Genomic DNA, 17396 nt, shown 5'->3' on the forward strand with positions numbered 1-17396 from the left:
AATGCTGTTAGTTCTAACGACCATTTTTGGTTTTAACAGAAATGTTAACCATAAATAATATCTAAAATTTCTTCATAATGTTTCTTCCACGTCATATGTGAATGAACAATACCATCACAATTTATATTTTTAATTTTTTCTGATTCAAAAGTTATCGGGTTTATACCAATAGGATTGCTTAAACCTGCGTTGGCAGTTCTATATATCACAGAGAGAACCTTATCGTGTACGCTATGACAGTTATAGATGCACCCATCGACTGCACTTGATGCTTTTTGCCAACCACTCTTATCGTCTTTTCCTACAGCACCACCTAAAAGAATAACATCACTGATATACTTTTTACTTTTTGAGGACAATGCCTCTAAAGCATAATAAATCACTCGACATCCAAGTGAATGTCCTACTAATCTAAATTTTTGTCCTTCAGTCCTAGATATAGCATCAGCTAGCTGGACACCTGATTGAGCAGCTCTCACCATAGCTTCATGCCACGGATTACCAATTAGGTCACCAAGCATTGCAACGTAACCTAATGGGTTTAATTTTTTTGCGGCATTTTTACCTCCGGCTTTTCCTAATTGAAGTAAAATTCTCTTTGCAGCTTGATTTCCTACTCCCATAGCAAAAGCTTCACCAAGCTTTAAGTTAGTCTTTGATGCCCAGTTGAGAGAATACATAGTTTGAGAAGGATCAAATGCCAATTGAGCACATTGCCAGTCATAAAAATCAACTTCATTTTCTTGCGTGAATCCATTGATAAATACCACTTTCTTATCTTCATCTCTTTTCCGTAATAATGAGATAGCGAAACTCTTGTCATCACCATGATATTTATTGGCAATGACTCCTCCCATTACACCACCTAAAGCTAAACCAGCAGCAGAAACTATAGATGTACCAGCTGCTACAGAACCACCTATTGCAGCCAGTGAAGCACTAGTCAAAGCTGCCCCTGATAAAGAGTTAATTGCAACGCCAGTGGAAGCAGTTCCAAGTAATCCCATGTTGCCTAATGCAGCCGCAATAGGTGCTGCACCAGCACCACTAGTGACTGCTACACCTGCAATACTAACCATTCCAGCCACACCATATCCTGTATATTTACTGGCCTTCATTAGATTAAACTTTTCTCTTTCGAATATTTTTTGGTATTCAGCTATATCATCAAGTTTCATGCTTAAATTCGGAAATGAAGCTATCGTTCCATCATGCTCAGCACATAGTTCATTATCCCAAGATTGAGCAAGCTTTGAGAACTTACTCTCCTTTTCAATCACTTTTAATATTGTATTATTTGGTTTTCCTTTCGCCATGTTGTTACAAAACCGACAAACAAGAGTTTCGTTTTTACATAATGAACAAATATAAGTATTTCTCTTAAAGTTTTCTTTTTTAATAAGGCGATGACTAGTTTTTTCGTAGCACCAAGAGCAATAGGCTGTTTTAGTTTCTGTCATATTAATTTATTTTCAAAATTATTAGGTGAGTAACTTTGTTGTTCGTTAAGTTATCTGTGGAAAGTACAAACATATTCTTGGCATTTTAATTTATAATTATTCTGCAAATTTCTCGTACATACTTTTTGCTTTTGCGTTGAACTCTTCTTTAGTAATAGCACCTTCATCAAATAATCGTTTTAGCTTATCCATTTCATCATCAAACTTTTTTCTTTTTTCAGAAGACATTTTTGTATAAACATCCCACAGACGCTTTGCAGTATCTAACGTTATTGTCCCTCCGAAAACCCAATACACTAGAGTCCACCCAGCAGCACCAACAACTCCAATTGGGGCAAATGCTGTTGTTGCTGCAATAATAGCTGCTGTACCTCCTGCTGCTAAAACTCCTTTCATTATAGGGTTATCAACTGCTGTTAATAATTTATCAAGATCAAACATTTAAAATAAAAGGCTTCAAAGTAGTAGGTACTTTTATGATATCTTGAACAATTTTGATTTGCTATCCAAATAGGGTACTAAAGATTTCTAGATTTGATACAGAGCATAGTTTTCTCAGTAATTGAATATTCTCCCCCCCAACAATTCACCTACAACCCGCCAAAACTCATCAGCCTGCTCCAGCATTGGCCAGTGTCCTGCACCTTTGATTATCACTCGCTCGTAATCAACCTTTTTTAAATTTTCTAGCTCCAGCCGTGACATAGTATGCTCACCATGAACGTATAAATTTTTGCAAGCCAATCTGTCGTAAATAGAATCAATATGATTACCAGCAAGCATTTCTGTGGATGATTTTGCCCATGCATGAACGATATTTGGATCGGATTTTTTGATGTTTTCAAGGTAGCGGTTAAGGCTGGGATTTGACTCTGCACCCTCCTTTAAACGAGAGTACATATATTCGACAAACTCAGTAGCGTTTTCATAATCATTGGCTTTTGTTATAGAGCGAGCATCAATCTTATCTTCGACTAACATACCTTCGACATTGATGAAAAAGATTACGTTTTCTGATCTAGTCAGTAGATTAGCAGTCAGATGTGTGGCAATTGTAGCTCCTAAAGAATGGCCAAGAATGATCAAGGGCTTTTCTGACGAATATGTTGTAATTAGCTGTTCAAGTAAGGTAATTACATTTTTTAAATCTAAATACTTATCTTCGAAACAGCTTTTGCCAAAACCGGGAAGATCGGGAATGAATATATTGAATTGCTGAGCTATCGATGTTTCAAATACGCCTTGCAAGCTTTCACTACATTCCGTAAACCCATGAATTAACCACATATCAGCTGGTGCATTTTGATTTTTTATATAGACAATATGTGTACCTGTACTTTCATCAAACATCTCTAATGGCATTTGAATCTCCTACTATCTGTTACTGTCTACTTTTTTGATTTGTAACATCTGATTAGCGCCTTTGGTAAAGTGGTAGTCGACATCGACAATCTCAAAGTTCACTGATTGCTGTTCAAGTGCTGTTAATACAAACTTTAACTGCTCGGGTGTTTTTCTATCGTTTCCAATCAGCGGAAAAATTCTGACTTCTTTTGCAACTCTTACCAACTCAAGCACAGACTTGATATGAAAATCAGTCGATAAGATTTCCGAGTATAAACACAGAAAGTTTCCACATAATGCCAAATCAAAACAGTCATCAACAAACGGTAATATTGGTAGACTTGCGTTTAAATATCTATCATCGTCCTTTGCTTTAGAAAAGTCGTCCAAAAAAGTCTTTGAAGCATTGAGCCGATGAGCTTTTAGATCTTTAGGGTCTTTGAAGTAATTCCAGTTAAAGTCATTTACTGAGTTCAGTATCTTTGGGTAAATCAGCTCGTATGAAGTGTTAACTTTTTGGTCAATTTTTTCAGGAGTTAATCGGTAAAGAGGATCACAGGACGTTACATCCACTCCTAATGCAGTAGCTGTAACATTGAATGACGATGCACCATCGGCACAACCTAAAATCTTCCTTTTGAGATCAGCCTTTGTTAAAGAGAACATTCTTTGGTATTCATCAAATGAACGGCTCCAAACCAATACATGATCTAGCAAAAACGGCATAGGCTATTTCTCACTCCGATTCATCAAGGTTCTGTTTATCAATCCTTATTGACGGAACCGTTAAGTTCTCAAAAATAAAATCAATAAAACATCTCATTCGCTTGGGTAGATTCTTATTGGCGTAGGGATGAATCAGGTAAATTGAATTTGTGATTGTTTTATACTGAGTCAGCAACGGCATTAATAATCCCGCATTAATTTCATTGGCCACAATAAATGTCGGCGCATAAATCAGGGCTACACCACTTAAAGCAAGGTGTTTTACGAATAGCGCATTATTGGTAAACACATTGGTTTTTACTGGGATGCTGTAAACTTCGTCACCATCAAAAAATGTCCAAATTCTTTCGGCTGGCTGAATGCCGTGATGACAGTCTAAGCAATTATGTTTTTCGAGATCATTGAGTGTTTTTGGTGTGCCATGGTGCTTTAGATAGGATTCACTGGCGCAAACCGTATAGCCATGCGTAAGAACTAACCTCGATATCGCTGATGAGTCCTCTAATCGGCCGCATCGGAAAGCAATGTCATATTCATCAATGGCTGGCAATGCGCCAAGTGCACCGTCCAGTGTGATCTCCAATTCAACATCACTGTATTGTTGTAAAAACTTCTCCAATAGATCAGAGAGAATTAAGTTGCTGAAGTTTTGTAACGCTGATATCTTGATCTTCCCTTTGGGGTTTTCATGTATATCAATAACCTGCTCGCAAACAGAGCCGAGTTCGGATTGTATGTTTGCACATTGCCGATACAGAATTTCACCAGCTTCAGTCAAAGCTAAGGTTCGTGTTGTTCTCTTTAATAGCTTGACACCTAGTGATGCTTCTAATTGAGAAATGCGCTTACTCACAGCAGCAGCGGTCTTTTCGTTTTTATCTGCTGCGGCCGTGAAGCTTTTATACTTAACGACATCAACAAACAGCATCATATCGTTTACTGGAAGCATGGTGACTCCATGACTTAATTGAGCTTATTCGTATTTATCGCTAATGTTCCTAACAAGCTCAATACAGCTAGCAGCATCAAATAGTAGGCTGGCATTATAGGGGCTTGAGTGACTTTTATCAGATAGGTGGTTATGAGCGGCGTCGTTCCGCCAAATGCTGCAAAGGCAAGATTATAAACCAGTCCAACACCTGTATATCTGACTTTGGCCGGAAATAGCTCGGCTAACATCGCACCGTAACTTGATGCTACTAAAGAAAAGGACACACCAAGAGTAACAAGTGAAAACAATACCGCTAGAGTCGAGCCGTTAAGCAAAGTCTTATACATCGGATAGGGTAAAACTATTAATAATAATGAACCGATAAGGATCAACTTTTTTCTACCAACAACATCTGAAAGGTAACCAAATAGGAGCATAAACACAGAGAAAATAGCTAAGCTCACGCTGTTTAATAGATGCACTTTTTCAACCGGAATTGAGTTATGCAATTTGAAATTAATCAAATACGTGGGCATATAGAGAAACAACAAAAACATGCTAACCGCATCCAAGCATAAAATTGATAAGCCTTGTAATAGTGGCAAGAAGTGGTTTTTCAACAAGTACACAATGGGAATATAGCTTTCTTTGCGCTGACTTTTTGCTGCTTTAAACAGAGGTGTTTCTGATATATTTTTTCTCATATAGCCACCGACAACACCTAAGATGGATCCAATCAAAAAGGCAATTCGCCAGCCCCAGTGGTAAAACTGGGTTTCAGTTAACGAATAATGCAGCAATGCTGTGACACTCTGACCAAATAAGACCGCCAAACTGAGGGCAAAGAAAATGAGGACAATTGCCCTGCCTCGCTTGTTTGCAACTATGTGTTCAATCGTGAAAGTTATCGCTCCGGGAATTTCTCCACCCACAGCAAGACCTTGTACTACACGCAGTAAAACCAACGTGAGTGGCGCTATAACTCCGATGTGCTGGTAGTTGGGTAGCAATGCAATCAATAACGACGGAATCGCCATCAAGAGAATTGAGAAATAGAAAGCTTTCTTTCTACCTTGTAGATCACCGTAATGGCTGAAAATCAAGCCACCAATCGGCCTTGCTAGATAACCTACAGTAAAGGCTCCGAAAAGCCCTAATAATGAGTTGATATGCTGCGTTGCAGGGAAGTATTGCGGGCTAATGGTGTTCGCTAGAAACGCAAATATCATAAAATCATAGAACTCTAATGCCCCGCCAAGTGCCGCAACAGCAATGACCTTTAACTCTGAGGTTTTGAATTTACGCAATATGTTCATGCATAGGTTGATTAGATATGGCGTAGAGCTTGGTTATCAGATAAAAACTGCAGCCACTCATACCTTTCGGTAATTTAGCCTTCTTCAAGAGAAGCAGAACTAAAAGCTTTAATTGAGTAATAGTTTTAATGCCTTATAAATGACTCGTTGTTATTGATTAGGCTAATTTCTACAGCCTGAATACAAGCTGTCTAAAACGTATTTTGTTCAAGAATAATCAAGGACTTCCACCTGTTTTACTGAAATTCAACAGTTTTAGGTAAAAGTTAACTTTACAAACGCCTCCACGTTAGGTACTCATAAAAAACACTAAATACAACTTAGATTGTAATAATTTGTATAAAAGGTGATTCCCATGAGTAAACGTTCATCAAATAAATCAGAGCAAGTTTGGTATACAGGCCATCAGTTATGCAAACTACTTGGCATTGAAAGAACCACATTATGGCGCTGGAAAAAGCACAGATTTTTCCCTGAAGCAGACATCACAATTGTCGGGCAAGATCGATACGACATAAGAAAAGTTAAAGTTTTCCTACAAAGTAAATTGTAAAAACATCAACATAACTTTGACTATGGAGTATATGTATGTATCCAGAGTTACAGAAAGAAGTCCTTCGGCGCTTGCCAGAGGATTACGACTTTAAAAACCAAACCGATGACTATCTACAACAAGGAATTTGCCCCAGTTGCGGTAAACGTGAGCTTTACACACATAAAAACGCCCCTTGGATTTTACGGTGTGGACGCTTAAATAAATGCTCCTATGAAACGCATATTAAACAGGTCTACCCAGAACTGTTTAACTCTTGGAGTGAACGCTTTCCAAGTAAGACTGATGAAAAAACTGGCTTTGTTACCAATCCTAATGCGGCCGCTGACGCTTACCTTGCTTATGGCCGAGGTTTAGAGCTCTCAAAGATTAAAGATTGGTATCAACAAGGCTCTTATTATTGTGGTGAAAAGCAGATTAGTACTGCAACGGTAAAGTTTACTTTAACAAATGGCGCAACGTGGGAACGGTTTATCGATAAACCTGAACGCTTTGGCAGTATGAAAGCTCGTTTCTCAGGCAGTTACAAAGGCCACTGGTGGCAAGCCCCTGATTTTGATATCAACCAAGTGATTACAGCTAAGGAGTTATGGTTAACCGAAGGCATATTCGATGCGTTGTCTTTATTGCAAGTAGGTATTATGGCCGTCAGTGTTATGAGCTGTAATAATTTCCCTACTAAATCATTAAAAACATTCCGAGAAGAATTACGCCATACTACTCCACCAACCTTAGTTTTCGCCTTTGATACAGGTAAAGCAGGCGAATCCAATACCATCAAATTTATTGAGCAAGCTAAAAAGCTTGGCTGGAATACAACTGCAGCACAGCCGCCTAACGGAAAAATTAAACTTGATTGGAATGATTTATTGCTACGTGAGCGATTAACACCTAAGCACATTGAGCATTATCTATATTTAGGCCAATTACTGATAGCACCAACGGCCAAACACAAAGCCATTTTGATGTATCAGCAAAGTAATCAACATGAGTTTCCATTTGACTTCCAGCTTTGTATGTACTGGTTCAAATTCCATTCTGAAAAATACAACAAGACGGCAGAAAAAGATGATGAGTTAACAGCCCTCAACGAAGCGGCAAGCGTGCAACTCTTATGTATGTGCTATCCCCATGCGCTTTATTTTCAAGAGAACTTAGCCAATGATGAAAGCTGGTATTACTTTCAAATTGATTTCCCACATGGATTGACTGTTAAGCGTACATTTACAGGCGCACAAATTACTTCTCACAGTGAATTCAAAAAACGCCTATCAACGGTTGCCGCTGGTGCGATTTATGAAGGTAATACCATTCAACTCAATAAATGGTTTCGACATCACCTTTACAATATCAAACGAGTGAAAGTCATCGACTTTACTGGCTACAGCTATGAGCATAAGTGTTATGTGTTCAATAATATCGCCGTTAAAGATGGTGTGCTTTATCCTATCAACGAAGAAGACCACTTTAACGTAAAGCAGCTTTACATTAAAAGCCAGAATCCTGCGACAGTTGCTCCTAACTATGACTTAACCGAGTTTAATCCAGACTTTTTTCAATACATTTGGCAAGCATTCTCGATGAAAGGCGTTATCGCCCTAGCCTTTTGGCTTGGCAGTTATTTCGCTGAGCAGTGCCGAGATTTATTTGGCGGTTTTCCGTTTTTAGAGTTAGTGGGTGAGCCGGGAACAGGTAAATCGACCTTACTCGAATTTATGTGGAAGTTATCTGGCAGAACCAACTATGAGGGTTTTGATCCAGTGAAGTCGAGTAAAGTTGGTGTCAGTCGTAACCTTGCTCAAGTGGCCAATTTACCTGTAGTCATGATTGAAGCGGACAGAGGTGACGCTTCTACATCAGGCAATACTAGTTTTCACTGGGAACAATTTAAAACCGCTTACAATGGCCGTGCCGTTCGCTCAACGGGTAATAAAAATCACAGTAATGACACTAATGAACCACTTTTCAGAGGCGCCATTGTTATCAGTCAAAATGCGATTTTGAAAGCTACACCGCCGATTTTAGAACGCATCATTCATATTTATACCGACCGAGCTAATCACTCTCAAGAAACCAGAGTCGCCGTCGACAAGCTTAATCGCTGGCCAATGACTGAATTGTCAGGTTTTATGATTAAAGCCTTGAGTAAAGAAAAACAACTACTTGAATTACTCCGCAAACGGCAACCCAAGTTCGAGGTATGGCTTAAACAAGAGACCATGATCAGCAGAGAGCGTATCAGCCTAAACCACGCCTTGCTATGTGCTTTAATTGAAGCGCTAAGCTTAGTCATTGAACTGACGCCCTCTCAAATATCACAATCTCAAGATTTGCTAAAACAAATGGCTATAGACCGTGAACATTCATGTGGAGCAGATCATCCTGTTATACAAGAATTTTGGGAAATGTATGATTTTTTAGAAGGAACAAACGGAAAAGTAGTTAACCATTCTCGTGACCCTAAATTTATTGCTATTAACTTAAATCAATTTGCTGAGGAGTCAGCAATTAGAAAACAAAAAATTCCCTTATTAAGCGATCTCAGGGCGTTGTTGAAAGACAGTAAAACTCACAAGTTCATTGAAGTAAAACCCGTAAACAGCGCCGTCAACGATCGTTTAAATAAGTCTCATCCAAACTTAAATAAACCCTCCACGGCTAAGTGTTGGATTTTCAAACAGATGTAGAAGCAATAGGTAAATGATATGAAACAGAAACTTATGAAAGTAAATCAGTGGATAAAACGAGAATTTGCAAAAGGTTCAGAACCTTCACTTGTTACTGTTCGTAAATGGATCAAAACTGGGGTCATTGCAGGCCGTTTTATCAATGGTGGAGCCTACGTTTTTGATGACCAATCCGCTGGCTTGGATGATAACGTTAAACAAATAGTACAAGACTTGATGAGGTTATAATGGCTGCACGCCCAAGAACAAAAGCGATGAAGCATTTACCTGAGCATCTTTATTACGATTCTCGCCGTGGCTCCTATCGCTTACGACTAATAACAGGGCGTTTCAAGATGCTGGGTAAAGACAGGGAAATGGCTATTGCTGTTACAAAGGAATACAACCGTGTCGCTAGGCAAGATGTTGCTGTAACCGTTGACTCGTTATTGAACAGTACCTATGAATTTAACGAACCCAGTTTTGGCGATCATGTTGATAAGTTGCTGTTGCGAATTATTCATGAAGAAGAGCCATCCGAAGACTTTATCAACACCATGAAAATGGATGCCGACCGTACCAAAGAGTTTTTTGCAACCGTCCCTAGCACTCAAATCACACTCCAGCATGTTAATGATTACCTAAATGAATACCATTCTGAGGCAAGTGCTAATGTACATAATAGGAAAGTGGCATGGCTAAAAAAACTATTTAGTTATGCAATGGATGAAAGCTTGATGGAGAGCAACCCAGCAGCTTTGAAAAAGAAAAAGCGGGTTGAAAAAAAGCAAAGGCAACGACTAAAGCTTGAGTGGTATCGAGTTATTCATGCAGCCGCGCCACTCTGGTTGCAAACAGCCATGGATTTATCGTTACAAACTACTCATGCCCGGTTAGAAATTTCACGAATTCAATACAATATAAAAGAGCCAAGTAAAAAATTGTGTGGTTGTTTATGGCTAGATAAACCTGAACTCACCAGTATTGGCAATGTTTATGGCAAGTTGTATATTCATCGGCAGAAAGTTGCGGACAAGGAAGCTGCACATGTTGCTATTCCCATTGGAGAAAAATTAAAAGCAATTATTGATCGTAGCAGAGATAGAACCGTTAGCCCTTTTGTCGTTCATAGGCTGCCTCAAAAATGCCCGAAGAATTTGAGCAAAGACGTTGTTCATTTAACTCAAGTTTCACCCGATTACATAAGCCGCACTTTTTCAAAAATAAGAGATAAAGTTGGTTGCTGTGAGCACTTAGAGTTTTCACAGCGTCCAACATTTCACGAAATCAGAGCGTTAGCTGCTCACTTATTTGACATCAATGGGATCGACCCACAATCCCGTATGGCGCACACTGATGCGAAAAGTACGAGAATATATACTCAAAACCATATTGAATGGGTTGGGGTTCCCTTTGCGGAAGTAGATGTTTAATGAGTTTACAATTAAAAAGTAGATCTGAAGATAATAGAATGGAAAATGTAGTGCGCTTTTCACAATTATAAAAATAGCACTACAATCAAAATTTTATTAAATAAAAACAATCATCATACAGTGGTTCCTTGAATAGCGGAAGAGCGTAATCTTGCCCCGACTGTAGATTCAACAATTTTATTTTTTATAGCTTCAACTTTATCTGTCCGCTGAATAGCAATGTCAAGACTACGGGCAATAACTTCTAATCCCTTCTTATTTATCATTTGCAGTTTATCTAATGCAACATTCCTATCATTAATATCATTTAACTCATTAACTATTTTTTCCAGATCAATATCTAGAAATAATTTTTTTGTACTTTCTACTTGCTTTACTGGGGAAAGATTAATTTTTAAATCTAACTCATTATTTAATACGCGTTTGATATCATCTACACATATCAATGATGCCTGCTTTGCTAGTATTGTTAAAAACTTTGCATAATCATTTGTTTTTGATTTATTCATTAATAACTCCAGAGCGTGAAATAAATTCAGTAACAAGATCTTCTAACTCTTCAACTATCCCACTATAAGTCTGATTAGTATAACCATTTAAAACAACTGGTATGCATTCTTGAGGGGCATCAGCAAATATTGTTTTGTTCTCTCTAAAGTTACTTTCAAAAACTGGTACTTTTAATCTTTTAGTTTGAGCTATAAACTGCCTTTGTGCAGCTATAGGCTGCTGATTTCTAATCTGAATCATCGTAAAAACAACACCTAAAATCTCAGGGTTCACTTTTTCAAATGACTCATCCATAGATCCAAATTCATTAAACTCTTGAATTAATTCATTCATGCTTCTTTGTAAATATTCAATACCAAGAGTTGAAAGATAGTCAGGTTTGGCTGGAATCAAAATTTGATCAGATGCTACTATCGCATTCTTAGTAACAATATTAAAATTTGGTGGACAATCAACAAGTACAATATCGTAATTGTTACGCTCACCTAGCTCTACAAGTGCGTTTTTCAACTTACCGTGAACTTTAATGTAGTTCACTTTTGATTGCTTAAGATTCGCACCACCAAGTAAGGTTGCTAGCTCTAAATCTACATTAATTAGCCCTAAATGTGATGATATTAAATCTAAACAACCATTGGAGCCCTTAGGTAATCTAGAGTTAGCTTTGCTAGGTGTATGAACAAGCTCATGCAAAGGCATTACCTCTTCACTTTCGCTTATTCTGTCAAACCAACTTTTAATCGTTTTATCTTGACGTAAATTTTCATCCCAAAACTCTGGTTTTTCTAATGAAAAAGTTAAACTAGCCTGAGCATCCATATCTAACAGTAGAACTCGATATCCGGTATACGCCAATTGTGCTGCAATATTTGAGGTGACTGTAGTCTTACCAACTCCACCTTTATAATTTATTACCGATACGATTTTCATTAATAAAATCACCTTATCAAAAAGTAGCATTTAAGTAGAATAACGAAGCTCACAGGATATATTATTTACCATTAAATTCAACACCTTGAATAACAATTCAAATTAAGTGGACATATTTTAAATAATTTTGGGCTTCTTCCAATAAAATTTTTAGGATCATAGTGTAGCCTTCAGTATCAGCACATTACCTATTAATCACTGAGTTATCTAGTAACTTTCAATTATCACAATATGACTTGTGCTTTTAAATTTAAAAATTGGAGCCAAATTAATATCTTAAATGCCGAGGAACAGCTTAAATGTTGTATGGGTGTGGGTCTTTTAAAACGACGAAGTTATCCACATCTGTATAACCTCTGTTTGGATTGCTTTTTGTGATACTCCCAATACTTTTCAATATCACCACTCGATCTTAACGACCTAAGTTTTAATATAGCTTCTGCACCTTCAAGACTCCATCTCGCTCCAGTGATATCCAACCTATCATTAATCAGATGACGACAAGCTCCCTCAATGACACCGCTAGCAATTGGGAAACCTTGCTCTAACGCTTTACCGTATTCTAATCTTGATTTATTTCTCAATAGATAACCGATGCACTTATTAATGCCTTCTCGTTGTTTTAATTTCCGTTTTGTTGCACTGATCCCAAGGCCTTTTGCTACTTGTGACGCATTACCTCGTAAGATTTCAGTCGCTCGCTTTTCTATCCAATCTTCGACTTCTGGATCATCTTTTTCAAATAAGCACCACGCCGCTTTCCAGAGATATTCAAGCACATGGATGAAATCCATGACCACCGTTGCATTGATGTTGAGTTTCTTCATCACCCGATAAATTTGTTTTAGCTGATGAGGATGACCATCAACGAGTACAACCCACTGACGGCTTTGAGTTGGGTCTCGTTCCAGAGCTTCTAAAAATGCTTCTTCAATCACAGTCGCAGCGCTTCTTTCTACGCTTGCCCACACACGTTTATTTCTTGGTGGCACACGTAATGGACGAACATTTGAATTATCGTTTCTAGACATGATTGATTCTGGGGTACGATGCAAAGGCTTGGTGGTGTATACCGCTGCAACTTCTGCCATTCGTTTGCGGTCTTTTTTTTCTCCAGCACTTAGGCGTCCTTTGAGCTTCTGTTGTTTCGCTGCTTTTTGCGTGCCCTCTCTCAAGCTATTAGGTTGCATAACGATGCCTTTTCCATCCATAGTCAATACCAGTAAATCAGATGTATTTTCTGGCTTAAGGTATCTCTGCTGGAGATAAAAACCATCAAAATCTTGTGCAATATCCTGCACAATTTGCCTTGCTTGTCGCTTGGGCACGTGCGCACCTGTGGTGGTATCTATTGAGCTTACTGCATCATCATATGAGCCTTTGACTGCTTCTGTAGCGAGTCTTAGGCGTACACCATCAGAGTATTTATCTTTCGAAAGATTCAGCTCACCATCCATTGGAAACACGCTATCACACCGACGTTGACTGTAACCTTTTCGATGCATCGTTACGGTACCAAATAAACTTTCTAAGTTTCGTTTGCAGTTATTTTTCAAATGATTCAATGCAATGTCACGGTTGGAACAAACTTGCTGACGGGGCTCTTCAGCGGTTTTGATATCTAAGAAACCCTGTAATAAACACCGCAACAACTCAGTTCCTTCGGTATCGATATAAGCTTCAACTTCTCCATGGCTCTCTTGCTTAACTTGCTCGTCTTCGAGGTGCGAAATAATACGTTCAAATTGCAATTTGGCTTCAGAAAAGAATGAAAATTCGAGTGAGTTTGAGTATGCTAGTTTCATGAAAGGAGCCTTTTTATATACTTGTTGTGTGTGGAAACTGATAAGTACTATAAAATTGCTCCTTTCGCACCATTTATTAAACCCATCCAATTGATAATTAATGATCTTTTCATGGTTTTCGTCGATCAAAAAGATCTACACCCATGTTGTATACAATGAAGTGGTATTAATTTTTATTAGAAGCAGACTACACTTGATTAACTTGGCGTACATTTTCTTCCTTGTAAAAATGTCATTTTTTATGAAGAGTTTTGGATGAGAAAAATAAAAAAAAGGTTTAAAAATAGCTGAGGTTTTGCGCAAATTTTGCGCCAGTTTTGCGCACTTTAATATTCACATATGCGACAACAACAAAAAAATCCATATAAATCAACAAGAAAGTTGGTCGGTATGAGAGGATTCGAACCTCCGACCCCTGACACCCCATGACAGTGCGCTACCGGACTGCGCTACATACCGACAATAGACTCAAACACTTCCAATAAAGAGAAAAACTTGAATTAGATCATGACTAACTCTAACAACTGAATTTTATTTCATCAAGCCGTTTAAATTAATACCAGAAAGTAACGTTCAAAAAACAAGCAAATAAACTACTGACAAATGATACTTAAATTACAACTTATGCTTCATATTTAATCATTTTGTCACCTTAAATTAATTTTAGAGTAATCATTCTGATCTAAAGTTTTCAAACTTCACTTTCAATCAAAATTAATCAAACTTTAAAGACCATATTTGTAAACATAAAAGTAACTAATTTGAATTTTTAGTCACTTTTTTAGCTTGTTTTTGTGTGATGCAGTTCACATACACCTACTTTAATTTACTTGATAATCGCTGCAGCTATTACATATAACGAATAATAATTTATAGGGGTTATAATGATTTTTGGTAACAAGTCACAATTAAAAACTAAAACTGCAATTGCATTAGCAGTGGCTGCATCACTTGGTTTAACAGCATGTAACAGTGATAATAATGACAAGAAAAATCACAAGGACCAGATTAAGCTACGTGTGATGGAAACATCCGATCTTCACACCAACATAATGGATTATAACTACTACAAAGATGCTGAAGATCAGACTATTGGTCTTGCTCGTGTTGCAAGTATCGTTAAAAGTGCCCGTGCTGAAGTGAAAAACTCTGTTCTCGTAGATAATGGTGATTTACTTCAAGGTAGTCCAATGGGCGACTACATGGCTGATGAGTTCAAAAAGAACAACAACGCGCTCACTGATACTCACCCTGCATATAAAGCGATGAACCTACTCGATTATGACGTAGGTAACATTGGTAACCACGAGTTTAACTTTGGTCTAGAATTTTTGGATCAATCTATCGCTGGCGCAAACTTCCCTTACATTAACTCGAATGTTATTTGCGATACAAATTGTGGCAACGATGAATTAGACAAATACGATAACCGTTTTACGCCATACATTATTAAAGAAAAAGTGGTTGTAGATACCGACGGTGACGAGCATAAAATCAAAGTTGGTTACATCGGCTTTGTCCCACCTCAAATTATGCTTTGGGATGCAAAAAATCTTGCTGGTCGTGTTGAAGCTAACAGCATTATTGAGTCAGCAAAAATTTATGTTCCACAAATGAAAGCTGAAGGTGCTGATATTATCGTTGCAATTCCTCACTCAGGCATAGGTAATCCAGACGACAAAAATCCTGATATGGAAAACGCTGTTTATAAGCTAACTCAAGTTGATGGCATTGATGCGGTTATGTTTGGTCATAGTCATCAAGTATTCCCAAGCGAAAAATATGCAGATCTAGAAAATGCAGATATTGAAAAAGGTACAATTAACGGTACTGCATCTGTAATGCCTGGACGTTGGGGTGATAACTTAGGAATTGTAGATTTAGTGCTTGAGAAGGATGGTGATTCCTGGACGGTTGTTGACTCTCAAAGTAGCACTCGTGCAATTTTCGATGCTAATGAGAAAACACCTCTCGTTACAGTAGATAAAGATATTCATGATGCAGTAGAGCTTGAGCATAAGGGTACTCGTGCTTATGTAAACGCTCCAATTGGTAAGGCTTCTGCGAATATGTATAGTTTCTTATCTATGGCTCAAGATGATCCAACGGTTCAAATCGTTGCTGACGCACAGATGTGGTATGCACAAGATAAGCTTCCAGAAAACTTAAAATCGTTACCAATCTTATCTGCTGCGGCACCATTTAAAGCCGGTGGTCGTTATTCAGATAGTGATTCAGATCAGTATGTTCAGGTAGATAAAGGCAACTTAGCCATTAAAGATGCAGCAGATCTATATCTGTACCCAAATACAATGGTTGCATTGAAAATTACTGGTAATGAATTGAAAGAGTGGTTGGAGTGTAGTGCAAATCAATATAACCAGATTGATCCAGCTAAAACTGAAATGCAGCAACTAATCAATCGTGATGGCCATCCAACTTATAACTTCGATAGCATCGACGGCGTGACTTATAAGATTGACGTAACTAAACCAAGTAACTATGACCGTGATTGTGTTGCTCAAGATATTACAGGCGGTAGTCAGCGAATTATCGACCTTGAATATCAAGATCAGCCAGTTACTGCCGACCAAGAATTTGTAGTAATCACGAACAACTACCGTGGTTTTGGTGGTAAATTTGCAGGTACAGGTGCGGACTATATCGTGCACGACTTTGCCGTTGAAAATCGCCAAGTTTTAACGGATTACATTAAAGAAAAATCTGAGTTTGATCCTAAAACTGGTGAATCAGCAAAAGAAATTAACACTGAAGCAAATTACAACTGGAATTTCAAAAATATTGATTCTTCTGTTGAGCTTAACGTTACCTTCGAAACTCAAGATAGTGAAAAGACACATAACTTTGTTGAAGCGAATAAACGTCGCGCAATGGAAAAACTTGCAGTTGAGGATACCGTACCTGGCTTTGCCATTTACAGCATCGATATGACTCAAGAGTTAGAAGATTAAATAAAATAATAACTCTTACCCTGCCAAGCCCTCTTCATTTTATATATAGTAACTTACTATTACTAGTTAAAAGCATATAAAAGATGAGTGAGTGAATTGTTTATTAATATCAACGGTCTAACAACTCACTCACTTTTCATATATGTATAAATAAAGTATATAAAAGCAAAATCACACTTAAACTGTAGTGTAAATCGTATAAGCCACACCTCAAGAACCAAGACTGTGCAACTAGGCTGGGTGCAGTTTCTACAACGATGTCTGTAAGTCGTGACAAGATAGCACTGCCGACCAGTCGGTATGTAACTCAGAATTGGACAAAAGTGAGTTTCGGTTTCACTTCATAATCAATAGATTGCATTAGAAAAAGTATCTCTAAAATCAAATTATGAACATCAAATCGCTGTGAGTCTCGACTAGCCCTAAAAATTCAACTTAGGGCTTGCAACTGAAATGCGCACAACGGGGGTTATGGTAAATAAGTTTTATCCGCTTTAATGGTTTATTATATAATCACGCTTAATAGTGCAGTATTTTAATACCATATATTTTAAGGCTCTTGTTAGATCCGGGGTTTGACGCCAAATTGTACGAAAACGTACGCCAAGGGATAGATATTTTTTCTATAAACTCGATTGTAGACAAAACTGTCTAATGAGTGCCTAAAAACGATTTAATAGACAACCTTTAGAGCTATTTTTGACTGTTAATAATATCAAGATATACTAGACGAGTTTTTTAAACGAACTC

At 37.8% G+C, this 17396-nt stretch carries 14 protein-coding genes and 1 tRNA gene; 5 read left to right on the plus strand and 10 right to left on the minus strand.

Going from position 1 to position 17396, the window contains the following annotated elements:
• Positions 1-44: 44 nt before the first annotated feature.
• The 6 genes from E2I05_RS15080 to E2I05_RS15105 form a co-directional block, all read right to left on the minus strand.
• Complete coding sequence (locus E2I05_RS15080) at positions 45-1460, minus strand: DUF726 domain-containing protein (protein WP_121853974.1); 1416 nt, start codon at positions 1458-1460, stop codon at positions 45-47.
• 96 nt (positions 1461-1556) lie between these two features.
• Positions 1557-1901 (minus strand): SHOCT domain-containing protein, encoded by a 345-nt coding sequence (locus tag E2I05_RS15085; protein WP_121853975.1) that lies wholly within the window; start codon positions 1899-1901, stop codon positions 1557-1559.
• Positions 1902-2015: 114 nt separating this feature from the next.
• A complete protein-coding gene (locus tag E2I05_RS15090) occupies positions 2016-2810 on the minus strand; it encodes an alpha/beta fold hydrolase (RefSeq protein ID WP_170179641.1) in 795 nt (264 codons plus the stop codon).
• Positions 2811-2834: 24 nt separating this feature from the next.
• Positions 2835-3530, minus strand: a complete 696-nt coding sequence (locus E2I05_RS15095; RefSeq protein WP_121853977.1) for an SAM-dependent methyltransferase — start codon at positions 3528-3530, stop codon at positions 2835-2837.
• 10 nt (positions 3531-3540) lie between these two features.
• On the minus strand, positions 3541-4479 hold the full coding sequence (locus tag E2I05_RS15100; RefSeq protein WP_121853978.1) for a LysR family transcriptional regulator: 939 nt from the start codon (positions 4477-4479) through the stop codon (positions 3541-3543).
• Positions 4480-4493: 14 nt separating this feature from the next.
• The gene (locus E2I05_RS15105; protein WP_121853979.1) at positions 4494-5777 is read right to left on the minus strand and encodes an MFS transporter; all 1284 of its coding nucleotides are present in this window, start codon (positions 5775-5777) and stop codon (positions 4494-4496) included.
• A gap of 355 nt (positions 5778-6132) precedes the next feature.
• On the opposite strand from E2I05_RS15105, the gene E2I05_RS15110 reads away from it, so the two are divergent.
• The 4 genes from E2I05_RS15110 to E2I05_RS15125 are packed head-to-tail and all read left to right on the plus strand — an operon-like array spanning position 6133 to position 10429.
• Entirely contained in the window at positions 6133-6330 is a 198-nt protein-coding gene (locus tag E2I05_RS15110; RefSeq protein WP_121853980.1) for a hypothetical protein, read from the plus strand.
• Positions 6331-6365: 35 nt separating this feature from the next.
• On the plus strand, positions 6366-9017 hold the full coding sequence (locus E2I05_RS15115; RefSeq protein ID WP_121853981.1) for a toprim domain-containing protein: 2652 nt from the start codon (positions 6366-6368) through the stop codon (positions 9015-9017).
• 18 nt (positions 9018-9035) lie between these two features.
• Positions 9036-9245: a hypothetical protein gene (locus E2I05_RS15120; RefSeq protein ID WP_121853982.1), complete on the plus strand. Its 210-nt coding sequence runs from the start codon at positions 9036-9038 to the stop codon at positions 9243-9245.
• On the plus strand, positions 9245-10429 hold the full coding sequence (locus tag E2I05_RS15125) for a recombinase (protein WP_121853983.1): 1185 nt from the start codon (positions 9245-9247) through the stop codon (positions 10427-10429). Before E2I05_RS15120 ends, E2I05_RS15125 begins: the two co-directional genes overlap by 1 nt.
• A gap of 113 nt (positions 10430-10542) precedes the next feature.
• On the opposite strand, the gene E2I05_RS15130 is transcribed toward E2I05_RS15125, so the two are convergent.
• The 4 genes from E2I05_RS15130 to E2I05_RS15145 form a co-directional block, all read right to left on the minus strand.
• A complete protein-coding gene (locus tag E2I05_RS15130) occupies positions 10543-10938 on the minus strand; it encodes a hypothetical protein (protein WP_121853984.1) in 396 nt (131 codons plus the stop codon).
• Positions 10931-11869 carry a ParA family protein gene (locus E2I05_RS15135; protein ID WP_121853985.1) on the minus strand — a complete coding sequence of 313 codons (939 nt, stop codon included), beginning with the start codon at positions 11867-11869 and terminating at the stop codon, positions 10931-10933. The genes E2I05_RS15130 and E2I05_RS15135 overlap by 8 nt, the downstream gene beginning before the upstream one ends.
• Positions 11870-12204: 335 nt before the next feature.
• The gene (locus tag E2I05_RS15140; protein ID WP_133309465.1) at positions 12205-13674 is read right to left on the minus strand and encodes an ISKra4 family transposase; all 1470 of its coding nucleotides are present in this window, start codon (positions 13672-13674) and stop codon (positions 12205-12207) included.
• A 382-nt stretch (positions 13675-14056) separates the two neighbouring features.
• Positions 14057-14133, minus strand: a tRNA-Pro gene (locus E2I05_RS15145).
• A gap of 425 nt (positions 14134-14558) precedes the next feature.
• On the opposite strand from E2I05_RS15145, the gene E2I05_RS15150 reads away from it, so the two are divergent.
• A complete protein-coding gene (locus E2I05_RS15150) occupies positions 14559-16646 on the plus strand; it encodes a bifunctional 2',3'-cyclic-nucleotide 2'-phosphodiesterase/3'-nucleotidase (RefSeq protein ID WP_121855064.1) in 2088 nt (695 codons plus the stop codon).
• The last annotated feature ends 750 nt before the right edge of the window (positions 16647-17396 follow it).

This window comes from Parashewanella spongiae (assembly GCF_004358345.1).
Classification (GTDB): domain Bacteria; phylum Pseudomonadota; class Gammaproteobacteria; order Enterobacterales; family Shewanellaceae; genus Parashewanella; species Parashewanella spongiae.